A 17,822-nucleotide genomic window follows, 5' to 3' on the forward strand; every position below is an offset into this window, starting at 1 on the left:
ACTCATAGTTTTCTTCTTTGCTAGTTAAGTGGAAAATTTGATCTTCAGGTTTAAAATATAAAGAAGCTTTTTAAAGCTCAATTCTAGCCTCTAAGCTTCCATGCAGGTTACTAAGTATATAATTCATTGAATGACTCAGACCAATATAGAACTAAATGAACAGTTTATTAAAGCACTTGGCCTTATGGAATCAAGCGCAAAAAATGTTTTTATTACTGGTAAAGCAGGGACAGGGAAATCAACTTTATTAAAGTTTTTTAGAGAAAATACCCAAAAGACAATAGCAGTGCTTGCACCTACAGGTACTGCTGCAGTAAATATTAAAGGGCAAACTATTCATTCATTTTTTGGTTTTAAACCTGATGTAACTCTTGAATCAATTAAAGCCATTAAAGAAAGTAAGAAAAAAGAGAATATTTATAAAAAGCTGGATGCTATCATCATTGATGAGATTTCGATGGTTAGGGCTGATTTACTGGATTGCATAGATAAGTTTCTCTGCCTTAATGGTAAAAAGGAAACGAAGCCATTTGGAGGGGTGCAAGTAATGTGTATTGGTGATTTATATCAATTGCCACCAGTAATACAAAATAGGGAAAAGCAAATATTTACATCACACTATCCTACCCCCTATTTCTTTAGTGCGCATTGTTTCAAATCACTAGACCTTGAATTTATAGAGCTTGATAAAATATACCGACAAAGTGATACAAAATTTATCCAGCTGTTAAATAATATTCGTAACAACTCTATAACGGACAGTGAAATAGAAATCATTAATGAGAGATATGATGCTAGTTTTGAGCCTTCTTTAGATGACTTTTATATTTATTTAACCACTACTAATGCAAACGCCCAGGCTGTTAACACACAAAAGCTAAAAGGCATAAAAAGCAAAGAATTTACATTTACTGGTATAATAGAAGGAGATTTTGCTAAAGAACAACTACCTACACTTGTTGAACTAAAATTAAAAGTTGGTGCGCAAGTAATGATGCTCAATAATGACGCTAATGGCAGATTTATCAATGGTACTATTGGGAAAATAATAGATATAGATGTAGATTATTCTGTTCCTAAATTGGTAATCTTACTGGAAAAAGGAAAAAAGGTTAGCATTAGTCCTTATATTTGGGAATCTTATAGATTCTACTTAGAAGGAAGTGCGTTAAAATCAAGTATTACGGGTACTTTTATGCAATATCCAGTCATGCTGGCATGGGCTATTACCATCCATAAAAGCCAAGGTAAAACCTTTGAGAAAGTAATCTTAGATATAGGAAAAGGGACATTTGCACATGGTCAAATCTATGTTGCCCTTAGCAGGTGTACCAGTTTAGAAGGGTTGGTATTAAAGAAACAAATTGCAAAGAAACATGTTTGGATGGATTTTAATGTTGTAAAATTTATTACAGATTACCAGTATAAAAAATCTGATCTTTTATGTGCTTTAGAAAATAAGATGATAATACTAGAAAAAGCTATTAAACATAAGGCTACTATTCATATTACTTATTTAAAAGCAAAAGATGAAAAATCGAAAAGATCCATTACACCTATTGCTGTAGGAGAAATGGAATACTTGAATAAACCTTATATTGGTGTAAAAGCTTTTTGCTTAAAACGGCAAGAATATAGAGTATTTAGGGTAGATAGAATATTAGAGATTAGCCAGTAAGCGGTGGAGTGCGTAAACGCCACTAGGTTGTAGAAGTTAAGGCTTGGTATCTATCACGTTTGTATTATCTGACCTCCTCATTTTATGAATAAGCGTATCATTAACCAAACTTACCATCAATTACTAAATGATTTAAAAACCAGTGTAGCCAGTGCTAAATACAAAGCCTCTCTTCATATTAATAAAGCACTTGTGTGCCTTTATCATCATATAGGAAGTCGTATCCTGCATACGCAGGTGCAAGAACGATGGGGCACTGGTGTTATTACTGAGCTATCTAAGGATTTAAGAGCTGCTTTTCCAGAGATGAAAGGGTTCAGCCCACAAAATCTCAAATATATGCGGAAGTTTGCTCAAGTATATGATCAAGATGAAATTGGTCAACAAGCTGTTGACCAAATACCCTGGGGACATATTGTAGTCCTGATCTATTCTGGGCTCAGTAAAGTCCAACAAAAATTTTACATAGAATGCACTATTAAAAATGGCTGGTCAAGAAATAATTTATCTATGCAAATAGAAACCAATTTATATGAACGTCAGTCAGGTGCCATTACTAATTTTGATAAACAATTACCTCCTTCACACGCCGCCTTAGCCTAGGCTACCCTAAAGAATCCTTATTTATTCGATTTTCTAAGTCTTGGGGATGAAGCTCATGAAAGAGAATTAGAAAAAGGGCTAGTTGCACACATTGAAAAATTCCTACTTGAATTAGGTGAAGGATTTGCCTTCTTAGGTCGTCAGTATCATCTTCAAGTTGAAGAACAAGATTTCTATATAGACCTGATATTTTACCATATCAAGCTTCGTTCCTTTATAGTTATAGAGTTAAAATCTGGAGAGTTCAAGCCTGAATATGTAGGAAAAATGAATTTTTATCTTTCTGCTGTAGATGATTTATTACGCCACTCAAGTGATAATCCTTCTATTGGGTTAATTTTATGCCGATCTAAGGTCGACGTTTTAGCAGAATACACTTTACGTGATATAAATAAACCTATAGGCCTTTCAACATACAGGCTTACTAAAAGCTTACCTAAAAAATTACAAACAGTCCTTCCAACCATTGAGGAACTGGAAGCAGAACTTGCTAAGGGTTTAGATGATATAGAAGATGATTGATCTCACATGTCGCACCAGAAAACATGTTTTATGCAACATCTTAATAGTCTCTTAGCATATAGACTCACATTATAAACCAGCTTGAGTCGATCAATAGTGTATCATTGTAAGCAGATGTAGTCAGGTTAAAAATTGAATCTGACTACATCAATAAGCCTATAAAATATACTGAAAATGTGTTATATAATTATAAATATATTTCTGATATATAATAATGTAGTCAAATAAATTGGGTATAATAGTTACATTTACTATTCTATTAAGGCTTAATATATTCAGTTTATATAGTTAATCATTAATTAAGTTACTTCTGCTTACAAAATTCATTATGTATTCATAATCAGATCAAAAATATTTTTATGTAATCAGATTAAGGCAATAATCTGATTACATTTGAGACTATATTAGATATATACAGATAGATATAAATGTTTGTGTGATAGAATTTTTTATTTAATTGAAAGGTAGTTGTGGAGTTATCTAAGTTTATTTGTGTATGATGCAAAAATAGAAGGAACGAATGAATAAAATCGGGTCTGACTAAATCTTAAGGCCATAATTTTTAATTTTAGTTATTAATAATTAATTTAATGCTTTAAAATGGTAATCTACAGGTAGGCAATAAGCACAAAGTATTTGTTCATCCAATGAGATTATCATATAGATAAATCGTTTAACAGTCTAGAATTTTATTTATATACATAATTAATATTATGTTAAGTAGAATTTTGGATGGAAATAATTGTATAAAACGCTCATTATTAAATATTTATAAATTTTATAAAGAGCTGTCAAAGCATGGTGACTATTTAACAATAAAAATTATCCGTTGGAAAGGCATAAAAAAAGCCTCCCGAAGAAGGCTAAAAAATTTATTTTTTTTGAGGTTGGACACCTATCGGATCAAATCTTAAAAGCAATCAAGCATGAATACTACACACTTAACCAAAGAAATGATCCTTAATAGAGCCAATGAAGTGGCACTAATGCAACATCTTGTTCCTACTTTCGATCCCAATATACGAAAAAATCATAAATCTATATTCTCGAAAAAAGATAATAATCCAAGTATGTCTATTTATTGGGATGGTACTGTAAAGAAGCTGATGCGCTTCTTCCATCTAGTATCACCAGAAATCTTCAAATTCAATACATCCCTTTTTCAAAAAATAACTCTTTTTCTAAACTCTTTTTGGATTATTGGGCACAATTTAAAATTAATCAAGAAATATTGGAAAAATTTGATGTTAGACAGGTTGCAGAAGTTTCTTTTATAAGTAATACGTACAAGTTCATTTGCTATAAATATACTTACACAAAAAAACTAGCAGCTTGCTATCATATAGATGATAGGGTAAAAATATATGTTCCAAAAGTTCCTGCTGCTTTCTCTAATGATCAGTCTTTTCCTGGTCAAGAAAAATATTTTGGATATAAAGATCAGCTAAAATCAGATGTATTTGGTTTGTCTCAATTACCATCCGGTAATCTGCCCTATATCATGTTTACTGCAGGTGAAAAGGACTGTATGAGTGCTCATGCACATGGTTTTATTGCTATAGCTATGCAATCCGAAAATCAATTCCCAACAAAAGAACTCATCAAGGAACTACGTGGCAGAGCGTCTGTTTTGCTATGTTGCTATGATAATGATGTATCAGGCATTAATGCTTCTAACCGATTGATGGATGATTTGAGTATAGTTCCTATTAAACTACCAGAAAATATTAAAGATCTGGCAGAATATTTTCAGATATATACTGCTACTTTTCAGATCTTGTTGGATCAAGGAATCAATAAAAATAAGTGTCTAAAACCGATTCAGTTGGCTTCAAAAGTTACAGAGTTAGAAGAAGATATTGTCCTATATGAAGAAGGTAACACTGTTTTACATAAAGTAAGAAACTATTTACGTAGTAAATACAAATTTAGATTTAACATTATTAAGCACCATATACAAATCTGTGCAAGAGGAAAAACGGACCAATGGCAGATGGTAAATAGCGCAGATGTATGGTCAGAATTGGTAATGAATAAAATTAAAATATCCCGTTGTGATGTTCGATCTGTTTTAGAATCTTCTTTTGTAGAGATGTATAACCCTATCAAGTCATACTTTCTTCAGTTTGACAGAAGCAATCTAGGTGGCCAAGACTATATTCTAGAGCTATCTAAGTATGTTTTTTTAGAAGATACCAGTGATTCTGCTGCTTCGTACTGGTATAATCACTTGAGAAAGTGGATGATACGTGCTATTCGTACGGTATTTGAAGATGATGCTATTAATAAGCATGTTTTAATATTAAGTTCTAGAAAAGAGAATATTGGCAAATCTTTCTTCTGTCAGTTTTTGTGCCCTCCAGCTCTTAAAGCTTATTATAATGGAAAAATTATTATACGTCATGAGAAAGATTTTCAATCGGCATTGACTTCTTGCTTTATCATCAATTTAGATGAATTAAATGAGCTTACAGATAAAGATATATCTCGTCAAATTAAATCATGGATATCTCTGCCATCCATAAATATTCGCCTACCCTATGAAAGAGAAGAAACGACAAAACCTAGGATAGCTTCTATTTTAGGTACTACCAATGATCTGGAGTTCTTAGATGCTGATTCTGGATATAGTCGCTGGATAGGTTTTCGGGTTTCTGGAACTAAATATATAGACGATGCAGCTACAGACATTTTAGAAGAAGCTTGGTGTCAGGCATATAAATTATATAAAGAAAATAATAAATCTGGAGAACTCACGCTAAAAGAGATCGAAGCTAATAAAGAATATGCATTAGGGTTTATGAAAGTGGAAGCAGAAACAGACTTGATAGAACGGTTTCTTACCTCTTCTAATAACGAAGCGGGAGTGTTTATGACCACTACAGAGATTCAGGAATATTTATTCAATCGTTCTGGGACTTCCATTAGGCTAAGCACAAAGCTGATAGGTTCTTCACTCTCTAAACTTGGGTTTAGGAGAATATCCCGTAGAGTGGGATCCAAAATAATTAGTGGCTACTGGATTTGTACTGTTGAATAAGCAAATATAAATAGAAATTTTACCATAAATTAATTATGTATAATCAAAATTTGCTCTCTAGATTTGAGATCTATTTAGCCGCAGAAAGAAGGGTAAGCTCGAACACCGTTATTGCCTATAAAACAGATCTAATGCAGTTTGCTCACTTCTTGTCACGTATAACGTCTCAAAAAACACTTACAGCAGCAACTATGCACGATGTACGTGACTGGATAATGTCTTTAGTAAAAGAAGCGCTTAACACTTGTTCTATCAATAGAAAAATCGCTGCTCTACGTACCTTTTATACTTTTTTACAAAAAAAAGAGCTTATGGTTGATCGTCCTACTGATGGACTTAAAAGTCTAAAAGTAAAAAAAAGATTACCTATTTTCTTTCAAGAAAAAGAGCTTCTATCTTTCTTAAACCAATATGTGTTTCCGGTTAATTTTTCTGGGTTCCGTGATAAGTTAATATTAGAGATGGTATATGGGACAGGTATACGTTTAAATGAACTTTTGTCTCTTCATATAACAGATATCAACCTTATAAACAGGACAATTAAGGTTCTAGGCAAGCGTAATAAAGAGCGCCTTATCCCCTTTCTACAACCATTAAAACAAATGATAGAGACTTATTTATCCCAAAAAGAAGCATTAGGTTACAGCTCTATAAAAGAATTATTCATTACAGACCGTGGGAAACCCTGTTATCCCATGCTTATCTATCGCATAATCAAAAAACATTTGGCAACAAATATTCAAGCTGGTCGACATAGTCCTCATATATTTCGTCATACATTTGCCACCCATTTGCTGAATAATGGAGCTAGTTTGTTAAGTATTAAATATTTACTAGGCCATTCAAGTTTAATGGCTACCCAGCACTATACCCATGTTGATGTTACAAGATTAAAAAAAGCATTTCAAGATGCTCATCCTAGAGCATAAACATTTTTCTAGCTGAATCGACAATAGATTTTTGGCTGGTTCATTATTTTGAAGAAATTTTAATATAATTCTATATTATATGGGCTTAGAGTTTCTAAGGTATTTAAAAAATATTATGCGAAGTATTTCTTTTGTTTGGAGTGTGATCGCTAGTGTCTTACTCAGCTTTTATCCAGGCGTACAAGATGCTAAAAAACGCATTGATACATATGAACGAGCAGGCCGCTATGACCAAGCCTTAGATGTAGCAAGAGAAACGCAGAAAAAACTTTTGAATAATAATGGTGATAAAGTTAGTAACCTATCACCCATTATAGTGCAATTGGAAGAAAAACTGCTTCATTTGGGGTATTCAGGGATTTTCTTTAGTCAAGATGGGAAACCACAACCAAAGCTTTGTCAACTTTTGCAGATTTTAGGTATGCAAGAGCCATCTAAAAAATCCATAGAGGAAATTAGCGCATGGGCTCAAGCCAACTTGTTAAGAAAAGGGGAACGCTGGCAAGCGCAAACTAGTCGATTTGAACCATTAAGAAACAGCCTTCAGCCCCTTCTTGCTGATTTAGGATTTATCAATGGAAAGTCTGCTCATTTTCAGAAATATACAGGGGCGATTGTCCACGGTGCTCTTTTACCAGCGGTACGTATTCGCCTTTACTATCTGATCAAACAGTGGAAGGAAGGGGTACGATTTTCGGATCTTTATTTCTTGAGTGGTGAGCGGCCTTTAGACCCACAACGTGAAAATCAAGATGAGCTGATAAAAGATAAGAACTCGCCGTTAAAAATACGAAAAGATTGGAAACTTTTAGATTTTCCAAAAACAGAGTGTGAAATGATACAACTTATTTGGGAGCAATCAGAGTTACCTGAAGCTATGAAGCAACAAATCAAAGTGCATTTTATTAATGCACCTATCAAAAATAATCTTCGCCCTACAACAGATGATACCGTAGAAGCATGGCTTAAAATAGCTCCTTCTGTTGGAAATTATTTGGCAGTGACAAACAGCCCCTATATCAATCGACAGGATGTAGTGACCAGAACAGTTGCCGCTCAGGCATATGGTTTTGATACCATTGGACCAGCTCTTGGCTCGGAAGTAAAAATGGCTATCGTTCTTGACGAGTTAGCCCGGTTGATTTTTATGTTGTCTAGGAATGAAAAATTAGAGAAAAGAGCAACTAAGTTACCCAGTTTTAGTTCTAAACTGCGTTTTGACGCTACGGACATGCGGGATAAGGTCGCATAAATTAGAGTACTGATAATTTGTATAAGTCAGCCCTTAATCTTACAAATTTCGTGTAAAAACCTCTATGGATTAAAACACTTTATAGCTATTTGGTTTCCAAGTGTATACCTTAAAATAATTTACCGTGATTGAACTTATATTTTCTGTGCTGTGGTTTCTAGTGAAATGGATTTGCAGGCTATCCTTTTTTACTATAAGTTTGACCTGGAGTATCTTTTCTTCTTTTAGTGTTTGCATGTTTTACATGCTTTCTATTTTAATGCCTATTTCAGCATATACTAGTGATGATTCAGAATGATAATTAACAATTATGCAAACTCCAATTTCTTCTCCCTTAAAAATTAACTAATAATAGTTTATGTAATTGATTATCATGTGTAAAGATACACATTAACCCTGAACATGAAACTCAGGTTAATATTTACTAAGTTAGTATTAAGTATACAATAATATATGCTTGTACCAAGCAAATATTAGATAACGCCATAATGTCAAAACGTTAAACATAATCATAGCCCTTTTATAAATATAGTTTAGGCATGTCATGTACAAACAATAATAGCTCTGAAAGAAGGGAAGACGTTATAGATGTATTAGATGAACAGGGAAATAAAACGGGCGTAATATTACCCAGAAAAGAAGTTCATAGACTAGGTAAGATACATCGTGTCGTTCATTTATATTTGTTTGAACAATCTTCTAATAAGCTTCTCATACAAAAGCGTTCTAATAATGTAAGTCGTTTCCCAAATATGCTTAGCATCTCTGTAATGGGTCATGTTAATGCGGGAGAAGAAAGTATACAAGCAGTAAAAAGAGAGTTAAAAGAAGAACTGCGCATAGATCCTAAAGAGATAAAATTAGAGTTTTTATTCTCTATTAGACAAGATGAGGTTTTACATCCTAACTACATAGATCGTCAATTTAATGATGTCTATCTAGGCTGGTATAACTTCAAAATATGTGATATTCAGTTTAATCCTAATGAAGTAAGCGAAGTCAAGTTAATGAATTTCTCAGAATTTGAATATATGGTTTTAAATAGAGACCAAGAACTTGCTTATGTATATCTAGAGGAATGTAAGCGAATTTTACCTTATCTTAAAATGTAAGGCTTCAACAGCAGTCAAATATTTTCCTTATAAATCTAAGTCATTCAATTATCAATTGAAAAAATCTAATCTAATCTTGAAATCTCGTTATTCAATAGAGGATTGATTATAGTATTTTGTTAAAAACATAAAAAATAGAGATATAAAATGGATATTGACTTGATCATCATCATAACGTTCCTAATAATCACGCTAGTTATTGGTCTATACGCTAGTAAAGGCATTCATACATTTAAAGACTATGCAGTAGGTAATAGGAAAATGTCAACGTTTGTGATTACTATTTCAATGATAGCTACTATTTATGGTGGAGGTCATTTAACTTATAAAATAAATGACTACGCCTGTAAAGGGTTATACATGTTGGTCAGGGATTTAACTGGACCATTTAGTTTTTATTTAGCCTCCACGTTTATTATTCCAAGGATGAAAGAGTTCATGGAACATCTAGAGTTTGTAAATAAAATTGTGTAAATGCTTATTATTAACTAATCTAACGGATTAAATCGTTAGTTATAAATGAGTCATAAGCAATGGAACAACAACAAATAAATATAGATCCAAATCTACTAAATGAATTGTCGAAGTCTATTAAGAGTGAAAAAGATTTAGCTATTCTCAGCAAGCAACTATTAAAAATCACGGTAGAACGTGCTATGGATGCAGAATTAGAGGATCATCTTGGCTATGAAAAGCATGCTATAGAAGGCAGGAACACGGGAAATAGCCGTAATGGTTACTCTCCTAAGCGATTAAAGGGTGATTTTGGCGAAATGGAAATTAATACGCCACGTGACCGAAACAGCACGTTCGATCCTCAAATCATTCGCAAAGGGCAAACTCGCTTCACTGAATTTGATGAACAAATTTTGGCTCTTTATGCTAGAGGGATGACTACCAGAGATATTTCAGATACATTCAAAGAGCTGTATGGTACAGAGGTATCACACAGTTTAATTTCGAAAGTAACTGAATCTGTTATTGAGGAGATTACTGTTTGGCAGAATCGTCCATTAGAAACAGTATATCCCATATTGTATTTAGATTGTATCGTTATCAAGTGTCATCAAGATAAACGCGTAATCAACAAATCAATTTATTTGGCATTAGCCATTAATTGTCAAGGGCAAAAAGAATTACTTGGTTTGTGGATAGCAGAAACCGAAGGTGCAAAATTTTGGCTCTCAGTATTAACTGAGTTAAATAATCGTGGCATTAAGGATATTTTTATTGCTTGTGTTGATGGATTAACCGGATTTCCAGATGCTATTAATACAGTATTTCCAAAAACCAAAATTCAGTTATGCATTGTTCATCTTATTCGTAATTCGTTACGTTATGTACCCTATAAGGACATGAAGTCCGTCGCATCGGATCTTAAAGTTATTTATCGCGCTATTTCTCTTGAGCAAGCGGAAGAAGCACTTCTTATTTTTAGTGAAAAATGGGATAAAAAATATCCAGCTATTAGTCGTTCATGGCATAAAAATTGGAGCAACATTATAACTATTTTTGACTATCCTGATGAAATACGAAAAATTATTTATACGACCAATGCCATTGAATCACTCAATAGCGTTATTAGAAAATCTATCAATAACCGTAAAATTTTTCCTAATGACCAATCTGCATTAAAAGTAGTATATTTAGCCATACAGAAGGCATCACAAAAGTGGACTATGTCTTTACATGATTGGAGAGCGGCTCTGAATCGATTCGCTATCGAATTTGAGGGAAGATTCTCCTAAAAAACGGCACTTACACAAAATAATTTACAGGCTCAACATCTATCTATAGCCGAATCTATGGGACATCTCTACGGTCAAGTAGTTCGAATACTTACAGCTATCATTGGAGTTATAAAAACCGTTGCTTTAGTGGCTGCTCAGTTTAAAGTAGGCATGAATGTATCACTTCTTCTATTCCCTGAAATAAAAGAGTTTGCTGCTTTCTCAACAATGATCATAGGTTTGTTGGTTATTTTGTACTCGACCTTTGGCGGAGCTAGGGCTGTAGCACTAACAGATGTCTATCAATTTTTTCTTTTTGGTGTTTGTTTCCCTATTTTAATTTGTACATTCTTGTATCATGCCCAACCGTCTACACATTGGAAAAGTTTTATGATGATGCCACAATTTGATCCAGTAACAGTGTGTACATGGAATAATACATTAAAAGATGCGTTAGCTACATTTATTTGGCATACTGTGTTCCCATTTGACCCAGCACGTGTCCAGCGTATCTATATGGCTTCTTCTGTACAACAAGCAGCCAAAGTATTTTTAATTAGTGCAGTGATACGTATTATTTTTCCTTTACTTTTTTTAACTATTGTAGCATCGTTATATATAGGTGGGCATACAATTAATCCTGGTCAAGATGTACTAGACTATGTCATACGTCTTGCATACTTTCCAGGCATAAAGGGATTATTGGTAACAGATATTATTGCTCTACTAATGTCTACTGCTGATTCTAATCTACATGCTGCTTCTGTCTTATGTGTTAATGATTTATGGCCTTTTCTATTTAGGTCAAATAGAATATTCCGAAGCCCTTCTCTAACTACTGTACGCATCACCTGTTCACTAATAGGTTTGATCAGTGTCTTTTGTGTTTTGTATACGACTAGTGTTTTACAATTATTAAATAAATCAACACTATTTTACACCTCTGTTATCACTGTTCCATTTATAGTATCTTGTTTTGGCTTTAGGCCAAGTTCTGCTGCGGTATTATGTACAATGGGTATAAGTACTGCTATAACAGCCTATCACATATTTATAAAAGTACAACCGATAGGACAAAAAGATATTTTTAAGTCTCTGTTGCTTAGTTCACTTGTTTTACTTGTTATGCATCGCCTCTTACCTAAACAACCCGGTAAAGGTTGGGTGGGAATCCAAGATTATAGCGCTGTAGAACTACAAAATCAAGAAAACAAGCGCTGGTGGGTAAGAAAACTATACTATTTTCAATCAATTTTTACTCCATCTTACTGGAAGGATATATTTCCTAAAAACGCTATTACCTTCATAGCATCAGGCATTTATTTTATTATTTACAGCTCTATATTACTTTGCTACGTAGAACAAGTATATGAATTTTCCTACATTCATTGGTATATATCTGCCATGTCTATAGGTACAATAGTAACCCTATATCCTACTTTTCACACTTATAAACAAGGAGGAAATAGATTTCTGCATGGGTTATGGCCTATATTGTTATGTACTGTCCTTTGTATTACTGGCATAACATATATGAAATTGAGCCATTTTTCCCCTATATCTTGCGCATTTTTTATAGTAAATATAGGTCTAAGTAGCCTATTACTACCATATACTATAATGATATTTATGCTATTTACATCGCTATTTATCCATAGATGGATACCTCCCTATCTATCCCTTATAAGTTATAAAGAGCTGATAACCATAGAAACAATGATAGGGTTAACTATTCTACTCAGCTGCCTAGTATATCGATATCTAAGGAATAAAAATCACATACAATTACAAACTATAGCATTAACTAGAAGCTATGAGCAACAGTATGCGCTAGCTTCACTACACAATCAAGCCAACTGGAATCGATTAGATCCTACCTATAGCGGAAAGGTACTACAAGATATGGCTAATGCATTGGAACCCTATGTAAAAAATCTACCTATACAGCAACATCAGAAAAAATTATATGTATTTAGCCAATCTCTACTGCAAAGAGCTAAGGAAGAACGTACCTTTACTTTGGACTCAAAATCTATCTGTTACGTAATGCTCCATTTGGGTTAAGATATCTGTATAATGTAGTTCTACTAATCCCTAATTCTTTACATAAGTCATTGACATTGGTTTTTTTATTTTCCATAGCTGCTTGCGCTAAACTGAGCTGAACCTTGCTTATAGCTAATTTTCTTCCCCCTTTTCTGCCCCTAGCCCTTGCAGCGGCCAATCCCGCTATAGTCCTTTCCCGAATCAAAGCCCTTTCAAATTCAGCTAAAGCAGCAAATATAGCAAACACCATTTTTCCAGAAGGCGTAGTAGTGTCTATGTTTGCTCCTTGTCCGGTTAGTACTTTTAACCCCACCCCTTTGTCATGTAGTTCTTGTACTAGATTGACGAGGTGTTTTAGGTTTCTACCTAACCGGTCTAGTTTCCATACGACTAACGTATCTCCTTCCCTAAGCGTTTTGAGACAATTGGTTAAGTCTTGTCGATCATCTATACTGCCAGAAGCTTCATCTTTGTAGATATAGTTTTCCGATATGCCTGCTTCTTTTAAAGCATCTATTTGCAAGTCTAGTGTTTGGCTACCATCCGACTTAGATATACGTGCGTACCCTATAAGCATATTATATTCTTATGTTTCAAAAACGTTCGTTTATGAAACATAAGAATATTAACCAACAATACCGCATTATAAAATGCTATTTTTGTTACTTATTCAGTAACATAATCTATGTCACAAATAGGTATATAAAAATTTGATTTAGAAACTAATTTAGTGGGCCGTTAGTATGCAAAATATTTATATGTTGTATGGGTATAGTAGTTACTTGCAGATTTTGTAATAATTTGTAAAATTATGTAATAATTGTTAAGTTGTTACAGTAATAAAAATTAGCTTTAATTTAAACTAAACATAAATTGAAATGAACGCGAATAACTTTAAAGTTCTATTATGCTGCTATACAATGGGGATAGCTGGGTGTAACAAAATAGGGAACCCAAATTATATGGATGGTGGTGGTGATAGAACATCCGAAAAGAGACAAGATGTTGGGGCAGCTGTATCGGTTACGCAAAGTAGTTCTACTTCAGATTATCATAAGTCTCTAGAAGATTCTCTTATTGGCATAAAACGTGTGGCTGATCTTGCAGAGCAGGCTGCTATCGTTAAACAGCAGGCTGCTGAGGATGCCATTAAGGCTGCTGCTGATGCTAAAGCTGCAGCAGAAGCAACACGTAAAACTGCTAATGACAGAGAAAGAGCTAGACAGGAATCTCCTTTGCCAGGAAGCGATACTGTATATCATAAGTCTCTAGAAGATTCTCTTATTGGCATAAAACGTGTGGCTGATCTTGCAGAGCAGGCTGCTATCGTTAAACAGCAGGCTGCTGAGGATGCCATTAAGGCTGCTGCTGATGCTAAAGCTGCAGCAGAAGCAACACGTAAAACTGCCAATGACAGAGAAAGAGCTAGAAGAGGGCTAGGAGGAGGTGACGCTTCAACTCTAGCAGAAACAGTGCCTAAAACTGATGATAGAGAAAAAGGAGCTAGATTAGAATTAGGGCCAGGCGGAGATGTTTTATAGATATCGTTTAGTTAACAGGTTTATTTTATTGTCCCACTTTGGGAGAAAAGCCCCGCACTTGCAGTGCGTCGTTTCAACATAGTTAGTTATGTATATGTGCAGTATTAACCGATCAAGGGTTATGTGTGATAGACATGAATCGATAGACGGTAAACTCGGAGACTTTCAAGTTGAAAACTAGTTGTGGCTAAGGCATTCATGCCGTAATCTTAAGCCCTATATTTGCAATGTAGGGTGTGTTAACTTAAACTAATTTTATTTCTATTCTATATTTTTTAACTAAGGTTTTATTTTATATACCATTTAACAATTAATCATTAATCGTAATGACGCATTCTATCAATATTAAAGGTTTAAAATTTTTGTTTTACATTATCATACCAGTTTCGTTAATGGGAATGATGAATCCACCAGATCCGTATGTTCAAGCACGTGATGCGCTTATAGCAGATTATAATGGTCTACAGGGAAATAATAATCTACTTTTGGCTAATTATAATCGTGAATTGTTAAACTCCTTTAACTCTATGCGTAATGGTGCTAATGACGCTGCCATCTGGGCTAACAATCAGCCTGCTCTTGCTGAAACTGATTCTAGAATCGCACGTACTATATATGATAGAATCGTTGTCATGTTTGGTTACATTGCTCAACATGCTCAAAATGCTCAGGCTCGTGCAGCAGCTGTTCGAGCTAATGTGCAAGGTGTAGCAGCACTACCTATTGATCAGGCAATTTTAGGTGATTTAAATTTAGCGAGTGGTGTTAGAAGACGAGCTGAAGAGTCTTTTAATAATGCTGAAGGTGAATCTAATAGGGCTCAAAACTCTGCACAAGAGGCTAATGCTAGACATGCTAATATTCAACCAATAATAAATCGTATGAATCCTCCAATCCTTGGTATGCATTACACTAGGGAGCATATTGCGAATTATCGTGCGAATCATGCCAATATTCTAACTGAGTTTAATCAAGCTAATATATCTGCTTTTGAGGCTAAAACTCATGCTAATAATGTCCATAATCAGGTTAATCTTCTTAATACGCTAATTCAGAATATGATTATAATAGGTAATAGGCGTGGTATTGCTAACTTTCCACAAAATTAATCGTGTCCGCCACTAGTGTGGCTGGGAACGCATTTTTTCTATTCTGTATCCATTCAATCCACACCCACAGAAGTAGGTTATATCTAGAAAAGAAACTGCATTTGACTGCAGTTTCTTAGAAGTACTGTGGCAGAAAATGCGTTTTTTCTGGTTTTTTTACTAAAATTTAGGGCAAAATTAGGCGTTTATGCTAAAAATTTGCCCTAAAATCATGCTTGAAACAGGTTGAAAAGGAAAGTTTAGCCACAGCGCTGAATGGATACATTGCTATAGCCTCCACAATAAATCAAACAAATTAGATTTCTATTCCGACATATTTATCGATATGTGCTATTTTCCTTTTTCTATAATTTTTATATTCACAATCAATATAATTTGATTTAATATCCCTAGCAATAGACCTCTGTAGTTGTAAAAGGAAATTAATAGCCTGACCAGTTAAGTTCTGTTGTAGTTGCTCATTCCAGTCTTTTCCTGAAGTTACAGATATTTTAGTAGGTTGCATACCTTCTTTTTTAGAAATATTTTCTATTAATTTTTGCATACGTTGACCTTCTTGATCTATATCAAAAGCCAATACTACTTCTTGGTTATGTTGTTTAGCCCCTTTTATAAGCGTACTGATTTCTTTAGCGATACTACTAGAAATAGTATCACAAGTAGCGATATACATCGTATTATCTTTTTCTGCATACAACTGTTTATAACTTAAAGCATCTATAGGACTCTCTGTGAGCACAATCTTTTGCACAAGAAAATTGGGATGCTTTAATACAGCTAACCCTCTAGAAAGCCCTTTTTGAAAGTATGTTCTACTTTTTATTTGCCCAGTGTTACCTTTAAAAAACTGGTAGGAAATAGTGTTACACATCGTTCCATTTCCCTGGTTATCCAATCCTTGATAGAGACCAAATACCGCTTTTCTACCTACTTGCAAAGAGGTGCCGATGTATAAGGCCCATAGATTGAGGCTGCAATACCACGGGCTGTTAAGTAATTTTCTTCTTTTTTTGAATCAATGCTATAAAAGTATGCTTTGGCTAGTTCAAGTGAAAATTGATTTTTTATGACTGTATCATCCAAATGCATACTAGTTAGGCCACGAATGGACTTATAGCTGAAGCCGCGCTTTAACATAAAATCTACTATAGTTCCTTTGTCTTTATCATCTACTAGAGAGCTATAGGTCCAGTGGCCACTGTTATTTAGGCCATTTTTAATCAATATTTTGTCTTCATCTTTATCCATTACTGCCCATAATCTTGAGCTTTTATCTTTATTAAGCTGATAGCCCATAGAAGCAGCATGCTGTATTAAATTTACTTCTCGTTTGATACGATCTAAATCTGATCGTATGTTTTCTTTGATGATATTGCTATAGGTTTTTTCTGTTTCTAATGCTTTTATTTTCTGTTTTTCAGCTTCATAAGCATACGCACAAAGTTGATTAGATATATTCTGATGTACTTGTTTAAAGTTTAGTAGATTTGGCCTGGGTATGTCTGATGTAACAGCCAGCACTGTCTCCTGCTTTTTTTTAAGTGTTTTTTGTCTAAATTGACTGATAGGTATATGGCTACGTTCTGTTAGATGCCTAGCTATCCCTCGATTTAATCCAAATTGTTTCATAGCGTTTGCATACCTATCTTGATAAGCCATCAGCATATGAGACCCTTCCATAAATCTTTTCGCACTTAATCTACCATCTTTACAGATCGGGACTACTACGCAGTGTATATGAGGTGTTTTTTCATCCCTATGTAGCGTGAAGCGAACAATATTTTCTGAGCCAAACTCCCGACAAGTAAACCCGTAATTTACTCTTTTCCAATCGTTAAATAAATTTTCATTTTGCTCAATTTCTTTCATCCGTTCATGGCTGCCGGTCAATATAATACCTAAGGCTTTAACGGCATCTTTTCTAATTTCTTTGTTACCTTTGTATCCTGATTGTATTCTATTATGAATATCTTTTGCTAGGGTTTCATGTTTTAGAGGCGATAATTCTTCATTTAAATGCGTGCGTGTATGATCAATATGGGGGCCTAATAATTCACGCATTGCTGGGTCTATATCGTTTTTAAAGTGTGCTACATTTTGAGTCAAATTTTTTCTGTCTATATGTGTGCCTATTCTGCCTGTTTCTTTATATTTAGTGATGTGTAGTACGGCATATTGTATGGGTTGTATCGTATATTGCTGCATATAAATCATGGGAAATTTCTTTCCCCTTTGCTTGATTATAGATTAACGAAATCGG

Annotated in this window: 13 protein-coding genes and 1 pseudogene; 11 read left to right on the forward strand and 3 right to left on the reverse strand. The window is 34.1% G+C overall.

What is annotated here, in order from left to right; genetic code table 11:
• Positions 1-130: 130 nt before the first annotated feature.
• The 9 genes and pseudogenes from ACOALF_RS00165 (at position 131) to ACOALF_RS00205 (ending at position 12,930) form a co-directional block, all read left to right on the forward strand.
• Positions 131-1,678, forward strand: coding sequence for an AAA family ATPase (locus ACOALF_RS00165; protein ID WP_419241451.1), 1,548 nt, complete (start codon positions 131-133; stop codon positions 1,676-1,678).
• An 84-nt stretch (positions 1,679-1,762) separates the two neighbouring features.
• The gene (locus ACOALF_RS00170) at positions 1,763-2,281 is read left to right on the forward strand and encodes a DUF1016 N-terminal domain-containing protein (RefSeq protein ID WP_419241452.1); all 519 of its coding nucleotides are present in this window, start codon (positions 1,763-1,765) and stop codon (positions 2,279-2,281) included.
• A 63-nt stretch (positions 2,282-2,344) separates the two neighbouring features.
• Positions 2,345-2,803, forward strand: a pseudogene (locus ACOALF_RS00175) (PDDEXK nuclease domain-containing protein); the annotation flags it as partial.
• Between the two features lie 1,081 nt (positions 2,804-3,884).
• Entirely contained in the window at positions 3,885-5,843 is a 1,959-nt protein-coding gene (locus ACOALF_RS00180; protein ID WP_419241453.1) for a VapE domain-containing protein, read from the forward strand.
• Positions 5,844-5,878: 35 nt separating this feature from the next.
• Complete coding sequence (locus ACOALF_RS00185; RefSeq protein ID WP_419241454.1) at positions 5,879-6,772, forward strand: tyrosine-type recombinase/integrase; 894 nt, start codon at positions 5,879-5,881, stop codon at positions 6,770-6,772.
• Between the two features lie 115 nt (positions 6,773-6,887).
• Positions 6,888-8,024, forward strand: coding sequence for a hypothetical protein (locus tag ACOALF_RS00190; RefSeq protein ID WP_419241455.1), 1,137 nt, complete (start codon positions 6,888-6,890; stop codon positions 8,022-8,024).
• A gap of 539 nt (positions 8,025-8,563) precedes the next feature.
• Positions 8,564-9,136 carry an NUDIX hydrolase gene (locus tag ACOALF_RS00195; protein ID WP_419241456.1) on the forward strand — a complete coding sequence of 191 codons (573 nt, stop codon included), beginning with the start codon at positions 8,564-8,566 and terminating at the stop codon, positions 9,134-9,136.
• A 533-nt stretch (positions 9,137-9,669) separates the two neighbouring features.
• Positions 9,670-10,884, forward strand: coding sequence for an IS256 family transposase (locus ACOALF_RS00200; protein WP_419241131.1), 1,215 nt, complete (start codon positions 9,670-9,672; stop codon positions 10,882-10,884).
• A 57-nt stretch (positions 10,885-10,941) separates the two neighbouring features.
• Complete coding sequence (locus ACOALF_RS00205; RefSeq protein ID WP_419241457.1) at positions 10,942-12,930, forward strand: sodium:solute symporter family protein; 1,989 nt, start codon at positions 10,942-10,944, stop codon at positions 12,928-12,930.
• On the opposite strand, the gene ACOALF_RS00210 is transcribed toward ACOALF_RS00205, so the two are convergent.
• Entirely contained in the window at positions 12,899-13,489 is a 591-nt protein-coding gene (locus ACOALF_RS00210; RefSeq protein WP_419241458.1) for a recombinase family protein, read from the reverse strand. The two genes, ACOALF_RS00205 and ACOALF_RS00210, sit on opposite strands and share 32 nt — an antisense overlap.
• A gap of 301 nt (positions 13,490-13,790) precedes the next feature.
• Here ACOALF_RS00210 and ACOALF_RS00215 point away from each other — a divergent pair, with 301 nt between their 5' ends.
• Complete coding sequence (locus tag ACOALF_RS00215) at positions 13,791-14,453, forward strand: hypothetical protein (RefSeq protein WP_419241459.1); 663 nt, start codon at positions 13,791-13,793, stop codon at positions 14,451-14,453.
• Positions 14,454-14,779: 326 nt separating this feature from the next.
• A complete protein-coding gene (locus ACOALF_RS00220) occupies positions 14,780-15,562 on the forward strand; it encodes a hypothetical protein (RefSeq protein ID WP_419241460.1) in 783 nt (260 codons plus the stop codon).
• A gap of 295 nt (positions 15,563-15,857) precedes the next feature.
• On the opposite strand, the gene ACOALF_RS00225 is transcribed toward ACOALF_RS00220, so the two are convergent.
• Together ACOALF_RS00225 and mobV are read right to left on the reverse strand one after the other, a co-directional pair.
• Complete coding sequence (locus ACOALF_RS00225) at positions 15,858-16,499, reverse strand: toprim domain-containing protein (RefSeq protein WP_419241461.1); 642 nt, start codon at positions 16,497-16,499, stop codon at positions 15,858-15,860.
• Positions 16,490-17,767, reverse strand: coding sequence for a MobV family relaxase (gene mobV / locus ACOALF_RS00230; protein WP_419241462.1), 1,278 nt, complete (start codon positions 17,765-17,767; stop codon positions 16,490-16,492). Before mobV ends, ACOALF_RS00225 begins: the two co-directional genes overlap by 10 nt.
• Positions 17,768-17,822: the final 55 nt, after the last annotated feature.

Origin of the sequence: Cardinium endosymbiont of Nabis limbatus, assembly GCF_965196625.1 — a bacterium.
GTDB lineage: Bacteria > Bacteroidota > Bacteroidia > Cytophagales > Amoebophilaceae > Cardinium.

What these genes read in the sequence shown, in the direction of transcription:
- ACOALF_RS00165 (WP_419241451.1), top strand. Translation starts at nt 131, where the DNA reads ATGACTCAGACCAATATAGAACTAAATGAACAGTTTATTAAAGCACTT.
- ACOALF_RS00170 (WP_419241452.1), top strand. Translation starts at nt 1,763, where the DNA reads ATGAATAAGCGTATCATTAACCAAACTTACCATCAATTACTAAATGAT.
- ACOALF_RS00185 (WP_419241454.1), top strand. Translation starts at nt 5,879, where the DNA reads ATGTATAATCAAAATTTGCTCTCTAGATTTGAGATCTATTTAGCCGCA.
- ACOALF_RS00190 (WP_419241455.1), top strand. Translation starts at nt 6,888, where the DNA reads ATGCGAAGTATTTCTTTTGTTTGGAGTGTGATCGCTAGTGTCTTACTC.
- ACOALF_RS00195 (WP_419241456.1), top strand. Translation starts at nt 8,564, where the DNA reads ATGTCATGTACAAACAATAATAGCTCTGAAAGAAGGGAAGACGTTATA.
- ACOALF_RS00200 (WP_419241131.1), top strand. Translation starts at nt 9,670, where the DNA reads ATGGAACAACAACAAATAAATATAGATCCAAATCTACTAAATGAATTG.
- ACOALF_RS00205 (WP_419241457.1), top strand. Translation starts at nt 10,942, where the DNA reads ATGGGACATCTCTACGGTCAAGTAGTTCGAATACTTACAGCTATCATT.
- ACOALF_RS00210 (WP_419241458.1), bottom strand. Translation starts at nt 13,489, where the DNA reads ATGCTTATAGGGTACGCACGTATATCTAAGTCGGATGGTAGCCAAACA.
- ACOALF_RS00215 (WP_419241459.1), top strand. Translation starts at nt 13,791, where the DNA reads ATGAACGCGAATAACTTTAAAGTTCTATTATGCTGCTATACAATGGGG.
- ACOALF_RS00220 (WP_419241460.1), top strand. Translation starts at nt 14,780, where the DNA reads ATGACGCATTCTATCAATATTAAAGGTTTAAAATTTTTGTTTTACATT.
- mobV (WP_419241462.1), bottom strand. Translation starts at nt 17,767, where the DNA reads ATGCAGCAATATACGATACAACCCATACAATATGCCGTACTACACATC.